The organism is Ralstonia sp. SET104 (genome assembly GCF_003851545.1).
Lineage (GTDB): Bacteria > Pseudomonadota > Gammaproteobacteria > Burkholderiales > Burkholderiaceae > Ralstonia.
The window spans coordinates 380559-388068 of record NZ_BHVX01000003.1 but is presented as its reverse complement, the minus strand read 5'-3'; the positions used below and the strand labels follow the sequence as shown (position 1 = coordinate 388068).

The 7510-nt window shown below is 62.4% G+C and carries 5 protein-coding genes; 1 reads left to right on the top strand and 4 read right to left on the bottom strand.

The window, feature by feature from the left end; all coding sequences use genetic code 11:
- The 4 genes from PSUB009319_RS06405 to PSUB009319_RS06390 form a co-directional block, all read right to left on the bottom strand.
- A partial coding sequence (locus PSUB009319_RS06405) for an acyl-CoA dehydrogenase family protein (protein ID WP_148090230.1) occupies positions 1–1056 on the bottom strand: 1056 nt, incomplete at its 3' end.
- Positions 1056–2786: a thiamine pyrophosphate-binding protein gene (locus PSUB009319_RS06400; RefSeq protein ID WP_124381381.1), complete on the bottom strand. Its 1731-nt coding sequence runs from the start codon at positions 2784–2786 to the stop codon at positions 1056–1058. The genes PSUB009319_RS06405 and PSUB009319_RS06400, both read right to left, overlap by 1 nt.
- 30 nt (positions 2787–2816) lie before the next feature.
- A complete protein-coding gene (locus PSUB009319_RS06395; protein WP_124381380.1) occupies positions 2817–4739 on the bottom strand; it encodes a TRAP transporter large permease subunit in 1923 nt (640 codons plus the stop codon).
- A gap of 7 nt (positions 4740–4746) precedes the next feature.
- Positions 4747–5763: a TRAP transporter substrate-binding protein gene (locus PSUB009319_RS06390; RefSeq protein ID WP_260392890.1), complete on the bottom strand. Its 1017-nt coding sequence runs from the start codon at positions 5761–5763 to the stop codon at positions 4747–4749.
- A gap of 176 nt (positions 5764–5939) precedes the next feature.
- On the opposite strand from PSUB009319_RS06390, the gene PSUB009319_RS06385 reads away from it, so the two are divergent.
- Positions 5940–7508: a class I adenylate-forming enzyme family protein gene (locus PSUB009319_RS06385; RefSeq protein ID WP_124381379.1), complete on the top strand. Its 1569-nt coding sequence runs from the start codon at positions 5940–5942 to the stop codon at positions 7506–7508.
- Positions 7509–7510: the final 2 nt, after the last annotated feature.

Below are 7510 nucleotides of genomic sequence, written 5' to 3'. Positions count from 1 at the left end.
GGTTTCACCGGTCACACCCTGGCCGCCAAGCACCTGTACGCAGCGGTCAACCACGCGCCAGAGCGCTTCGGAAACAACCACCTTGGCCCGGCTCGATTCCCGCAGCGCCAGTTCGCCCTGGTCCAGAACCCAGGCGCAATGCCAGGTCGTCAGACGGGCGATGTGCAGATCCATGTCGTTGTCGGCCAAGGCAAATCCAACGCCCTCGTGCTGTCCGATCGGCTTGCCAAAGGCTTGGCGATGGCGAGCGTAGTCGACAGCGATGTCATGCGCGCGTCGTGCTGCCCCAAGCCATCGCATGCAGTGGGTCAGCCGCGCGGGCGACAGACGCACTTGTGCATACCGGAAGCCCTGACCGACTTCGCCCAACACGTCTTCCGGTTCAACCTTCAGACCCTCAAATCGCACCACGCCGTGCCCGCCCGGAAAACAGCGATCCAATGTCTGCATGGAGCGCTCGACGACGATGCCCGGTGCATCCATCGGGGCCAGAAACATCGTAGCGCCTACCTCCGGGACCCGCGCCATGATGATGGCCATGCCCGCACCGTCGGCGCCTGTGATGAACCACTTGAGCCCATCGATGCGCCAACCGCGGCCGTCGGGGGTAGCGGTGGTTTGCAGCATGGACGGGTCGGATCCCGCGCCAGGCGATGGTTCGGTCATGCAGAAGCACGAGCGGATGTGTCCCTTGGCGAGCGGACGCAACCACCGTTCTTTCTGTGCTGGGGTTGCGACGGCTTCCAGCAGATGCATGTTGCCTTCGTCGGGCGCAAACACGTTCATTGCAACGGGCCCGAGCGGGGAGTAACCGGCCTCTTCAAACGCAATGGCCCGCCCGATGTGTGACAGGCCCATGCCGCCGTATTCGCTGCTGGCGTGGGGCGAGATCAATCCTGCGTGGCGGGCGCGTTCCAGCAGCGCTTCCCGAAGTTCGGGTTCCGGCCCATGTGGGCCCTGGCGCGGATCGCTCTCCAGGGGGATGACTTCCTGCGCGATGAAGTCACGCACCCGGGTTTGCAGTTCGGTCAGCTCGGTCGGCAGACTGAAGTCGATCATGCTTGTTCCCCACGGCGCCATTGCAGCTCGGCCTCGTCCCACGCGCCCAGGGCTTGCAGGTCGGGCACCCAGGCCAATCCGGATTTGGCATCTGAAGAGGCCGCTTCCGGCGTCACCAGCACGTCGAGCAGCGCGGGGCGGTTTGCCATGGCCCGCGCGATTGCGCCTGGAAGGTCTTCTGCGTTTTCCACGCGTTCCGCATGCAGCCCGAACGCCCGCGCCATGCCTGCGTGGTCTGCAAACTGCAGTCGCGTGCCGACCACCTTGCCGTGGGTTTCAGCCTGGTCGCGCACCTCGATTGCCCACGAGCCATTGTTGGCGACCACGATCAGCACGGGCGCCTGATGGCGGGCCGCAGTGTCGACCTCCATTGCATTGAAGCCAAATGCGCCATCGCCGGTTGCCACCACCACGGTGTGGTCCGGGCAGGCCAGGCTTGCCGCAATGCCGAACGGCGTGCCGATGCCGATGCAGCCAAGTGAGCCCGGATCGAGATACGTCGAGGCGGGCAGGCCGACGCGGGCGAAACTGAGAAAGTCGCCGCCATCGGCCACGACCACGGCATCCTGCGGTAACGCCTCGCGCAGAGCGGCCAGCAGTCGGTTGGGGTGCATGAGCCCATCGCTGCCGGGCGGTGCCATCGCCATCGACGTCGCCAACTTGTCGGCACGTGCGGCGTGCTTGCTTCGGACTCCGGCGGCCCAAGCCTGGTCGCACGCCGGGGTTCGGTCGCCAACGTACGAGAGAATGGCCTCCAGTGCCGCGTCCACCGACGCGAACACTTCGGCCGCGCCCCGGCGGTTGTCGCGCAACTCTGAAGCGCAATCGGCAACGCGCACGAATTGGGCGTCGCCGAAGATTGCCGGTGACCCGTACGCCAGCTGAAAGTCGAGCTTGCGCCCAAGCGTGAGCACCAGATCAGCTTCCGACATGACTGAGCCGCGCATGGCCGCTACCACTGAAGGATGCGATTCGGGCACCAGCCCGCGGCTTTCGCTGGTATCGAGATAGACGGCGCCCAGGCGGTCCAGCAACTGAATCAACTGACGCGATGCGCCGCGCGCGCCTCGACCGGAAATCACCAGCGGACGCTTGGCCGACCACAGCAGATCAGCCGCCTCGGAGACTGCCCGCGGATCCGGCAGTATCTGAGGCTTGCGTCGTGGCTGGAACAGCTCCGGCAGTTGCGTTGCGCGGCTGGGCTCGGCACGCAGCGTGTCGACCGGGAAATCCAGATAAGCCGGTCCCGGTTCACCGCCGTGTCCCTGGGCGCGGGCCACGGCCTCGTCCAGTTCCTGCAAGACAAGGTCGGGTTCGCGCACCGTTCGCGCGTAGCGGGTGAGAGGACGCACAAAATCAACGTGTGCCATGTCCTGAAGCGCACCGCGATTTTCCTGTGCGCGCGGCGGCGTGCCCGACAGAATGAGCACGGAAGCGCGGGCGACATGCGCGTTCGCGATGCCCGTCATGGCGTTGGTGACGCCTGGGCCCGCGGTGACAAGCGCTACGCCTAGGCCGCCAGTGACTTCGGCATACGCGTGCGCCATATAGACGGCTGCGCGCTCGTCACGTACATCCACGATGTGGATGCCCTGTGCGTCCAGTTGCATCCAGATGGGCATGATGTGACCGCCGCATAGTGCGAAGACGCGATCAACGCCACGGGCTTTGAGGAAGCGCGCGATCAGCGCTGCCGAACTCTGGGGCGAAGCATGGGGAGAACTCACGAAAGTCACCTCTTTGGTGAAGAGCTGCGCTCAGCGCGCAGGAATGAAAGCAGTGGAGAACCACGGTACGGCGGCCACGAGCGCCAGACCAACTAGTAAGGCGAGCACATAACCCACCATCGGCTTCATGCCGTTGCGCGGGTCAACCCTGGCGATCGCACAGGCGGCGTAGTAGCCAACACCGAAAGGCGGAGTGAACAGGCCGATGCCCATCGACAGCACGACCACCATGGCGTAATGGACGTCATTGACGCCCATCTGCCGAGCGATCGGGAACAGCAGCGGGCCAAACAGGACGATGGCGGGGATACCCTCCAGCACGCTCCCGAGCACGATGAACGTGACCACGGAGACGAACAGGAACATGGCGGCGCCGCCGGGCAAGCCGGCCAACGTGGCCGCAAGCTGCGCTGAAAAGCCCGATTGCGTCAGAGACCAGGCCATGCCCGTAGCCGTGCCAATGATGAGCAGAATGGCGCCCGACAGGGCCGCCGTATCCACCAGCATGGGCAGCAGGCGGCGCCACTCAAATTGCCGATAGAAGAACAACCCCGCAATGAACGCGTAGGCTATGCCCAGCGTCGACACTTCGGTGGCCGTGGCAACGCCCTCTACCACTGCTGCGCGGATCACGAATGGCAGAGCAATGGCGGGCAGGGCCGCGACGAAGGCGCGCCCAATTTGCCCGAGCCGCGCGCGTTGGACATGGGACAGATCTTCGCGCCGGAATTTGAAGCCGATCAGCGCGCACAGGCAGACGCCCATCACAAGCCCCGGCACCATGCCGCCGGAGAACAACGCCGCAATGGAGACGCCCGTCACCGATCCGATGGTGATCAGCACCAGGCTGGGTGGAATGGTTTCCGTCTGCGCGCCGCTGGCGGCCAGCAGTGCGACGAGCTCGCCTTCGCGCGCACCGCGCTTCATCATCTCGGGAAACAGCACGGGTGCCACCGCGGCCATGTCGGCCACCTTGGAGCCAGAAATGCCTGAGACCAGGTACATCGCACCGAGCAGCACATACGACAGCCCGCCGCGGACGTGTCCGATGAGGCTGGCCAGGAAGGCCACCATTGCCTGGGCCATGCCCGTCATTTCGATCAGCAGGCCCAGGAAGACAAATAGCGGGACCGACAGAAGAACCACATGGGACATGCCTTCGTCCATGCGCCCCACAATCACGCCGAGCGGCAGGTCTGTCGTTAGAGACAGGAAGCCAAAGGTTGCCAAGCCAAACGATACCGCGATCGGCACCCCGGCCAGCACACAGACGGCCGTGATGCCGACAAAGAAGATGAGCAGATTGATGTTGCCGAGATCGGCCAGCATCGGCGCAATTGCGGCCATTCCAGCGCACGCCAGTGCTACCGCCACCAATGCAGCCAGGAGAGGACGCCACCCCGGCGCAGTGCGCAGCAACCTTAGGGTCGCCGCGATGGCCATCAGCGCGAGGCCAACTGGCAGTGCCGAAGCACGCCAAGCCGAGGAAATCTCAAGGGCGGGGGTCGAAATCGACGCTTCTTCCTGGGCATAGGCGATTGCCGGGAGTATGTGTAGGGCGAGGAACGCTAAGGCGGCGGCCAGAGCGAGGCAGCTAGCAAACGCCTGTGCCGATGGGCTTAGCCGATGCACGATGGCGGTCATGCGCATGTGTTCGCCGCGGCTGAACGCAACGACGGCACCAAGCACTGCGAGCCAGAGAAACAGCAGCGATGCCACCTCGTCGCTCCACACCAGCGGCGTTCTCAAGAAGTAGCGGGCAATCACGCCTGCGAGCAGGACAGCGATTTCGGCGACGATGAGCAGTGCTGCCGCCGCCCCGACCAATGCGCCCGTGCTCGAGTCGATCCACCTGAGCGCGCGTGAGACTGTTGTCTCGGCATGCGTGCCACACTCGCCAGGTTGCTTCGTTGCGCACTGTAGGGGCCCCAGTTTTTGGGATCTGACGTTCATGGCAACCTCACACAATCGGACCTGTGAACGGTTGCAGGAGCGACCAGGCCTCGTTGCCGAACTTTTCTTTGACCTGCGCGTAGAACCCGGCAGTGTGCAGTGCTTGACGGAAGGGTGCATCGTTCACCGCATTGAATATCATGCCTGCCGCCTGCAACTTCTTTTGCAGATCCGCATTTGCCTGCGCGATGTCGTCGCGCTGCTTGCGGCCTGCAGAATTGATGTGCTTGCTGATGATCTGCTGCAGATCAGCCGGAACCCTTGCCCAAATGCTCTTGTTGGCCACAAACCAGAAGCCGTCCCAGCTATGGTTGGTGAGCGAACAGTACTTCTGGACTTCGTAGAATTTGGCTGATTCGATCAGGGCCAAGGGGTTTTCCTCGCCGTCGGCCACCTTAGTCTGCAGTGCCTGGTAGGCCTCTGACAGTGGCAGGCTGACCGGTGCGGCGCCGAGCGCCTTGAACATCGACACCCACAGGGGCACTACCGGTACACGGATCTTGAAATTCTTCAAGTCCTCCGGTGTGCGGATCGGCTTAGTGCTTGTGGTGATCTGGCGGAAACCGTTGTCCCACACAGTCGTGAACGGCACCAGGTTCGTCTTTGCGATGGCCGCGCGAATGTGATCTCCCACGGTACCGTCCATGGCCGCCCATACCTTGTCATAGCCAGAGAACAGGAATCCCGCTCCCGTGAGCGCCGTGATCGGGATCAGCGTTGACATCACCGTGCCAGGGAAGGTTGCCATCTCCAGGGCCCCGGACCGCATCTGCGACAGCATGTCTGAGTCGCTACCCAACTGGTTGTTGGGGAACAGTTCAATCGCCACGCGCCCCCTCGTGTCGGCGTGGATCGCAGTGATTGCCTCTTTCAGGCGAACGTTGACCGAGTGACCGACCGGCAGGTCATTGCCGAGCTTGAAACGGAATTGAGGCGCGTTGCCCTGGGCTGCCGAAATGGAGGGGACAAGGCTGGCCAAGGCGCCCAGTGCCCCGACTTGCATGAGTTGTCTGCGGTTGATCACGGTTATCTCTCCTTGCGAGGGCGCCGAGGCGCGTTGGCGGAAACGCTACGGTGTTGTGCTATGGGATAAAGTATTCTGAATTCAGAGTTCTATTTCATCGGGATTTTCCCTAATGAATTCTGAATTCAGAGTGCTAAGATTTGGGCGTGAGATCATCATGCACTCTGAGGTCATCTATGAATCACTTGCTCACCATTGCCGGCGCAGTCGCCACACACGCGCGGCTCACTCCTTTTAAGCTCGGCACACGGGACTCACATCGTTCGCTCACGTTTGCTCAGTGGCACGACCGTTCCCGCAAGCTTGCTGCAGGCTTGCGCGCCTTAGGTTTGCGCAAGGGAGACCGGGTCGCGCTACTTGCCTACAACTGCGTGGAGTGGATGGAAATCTACGTGGCGCTGGCCGAGGCCGGACTGGTTGCGGTTCCACTGAATTTCCGTCTGGTGGCGCCCGAAATTGGCTACATCGCCCAGCACTGCGAGGCACGCGCGTTCATCGTGCAAGATGAGCTGACGGAGCGTGTCGAGCCTCTACGAAAAGAATTGGACTTGGCGGACGGGGGCTACATTGCCTTTGGCAAGGCTGTGCCACACGATTGGACCTGTTATGAGGACCTGATCGCCAGTGCGCCGGCGGATCTCCCACCGGTTGACGTTCTACCCGGCGACATGAGCGCACTGATGTACACATCGGGCACGACTGGCCGTCCCAAGGGTGCAGTCCGCAGTCACGAGGGCAGCACGCTGATCGCCATGGCTACTGCACTGGAGATGGGCTTCACCCGCGAAGACACGGCCTTGATGGTCATGCCCATGTGCCACGCAAACTCGCTGTACTTCAGCCACACCTTTGCACACCTGGGTGCGTCATGCGTAATCGACGATCGAAAGAGCTTCGATCCCGAGGCGCTCTTGGCGACGCTTGCTTCTGAGCGCGTCACTTTCACATCTTTGGTTCCGACCCACTACATCATGATGCTGGGATTGCCGGCGGCAGTGAAAGCGAAGTACGACGTGTCCGCGGTGGAGAAACTCATGATTTCTTCAGCGCCTGCGCGGCGGGAGACCAAACTCGCGATCATGGAATACTTCCGCAATGGCAGGCTTTACGAGTTGTACGGTTCGACCGAAGCCGGTTGGGTAACGCTGCTCCGTCCGGAGCAGCAGTTCGAGCGCCTAGGTTCGGTCGGCCGGGAATGGATTGGATCCGGTCCGATCCGGCTGCTTGATGCTAAGGGGCGGGAGGTACGGGACGGCGAAGTCGGTGAGCTCTTTTCTCACACGCCTTACGTGTTCGATGGCTACTGGAAGAATCCCGAAAAAACCGCCCTGGCGTTCAATGGCGAGTGGTGTTCCGTGGGCGATATGGCGCGCCGCGATGAGCACGGTTTCATTCATCTCGTTGATCGAAAGAGCAACATGATCATCAGCGGTGGGGAGAACGTATATCCTTCCGAAGTCGAAAGCGTGATCGGCGCCCACCCTAAGGTCAAGGACGTGGCTGTTCTGGGCGTTCCGCACGACAAGTGGGGCGAAGCCGTGCATGCGGTGGTTGTGCTGCATGACGGAGTGCATGCGACAGAGGCTGAACTGATTGAATGGTGCCGTAGCCGCATGGCCGGATACAAGCGTCCGCAATCAATCCATTTCCGAGGAGACGCCGACATGCCGCGAACTGCGACCGGCAAGATACTTCACCGTGTCTTGCGCGAACAGATGTGCGGGGAGTTCGCTTCATCGACATGAGT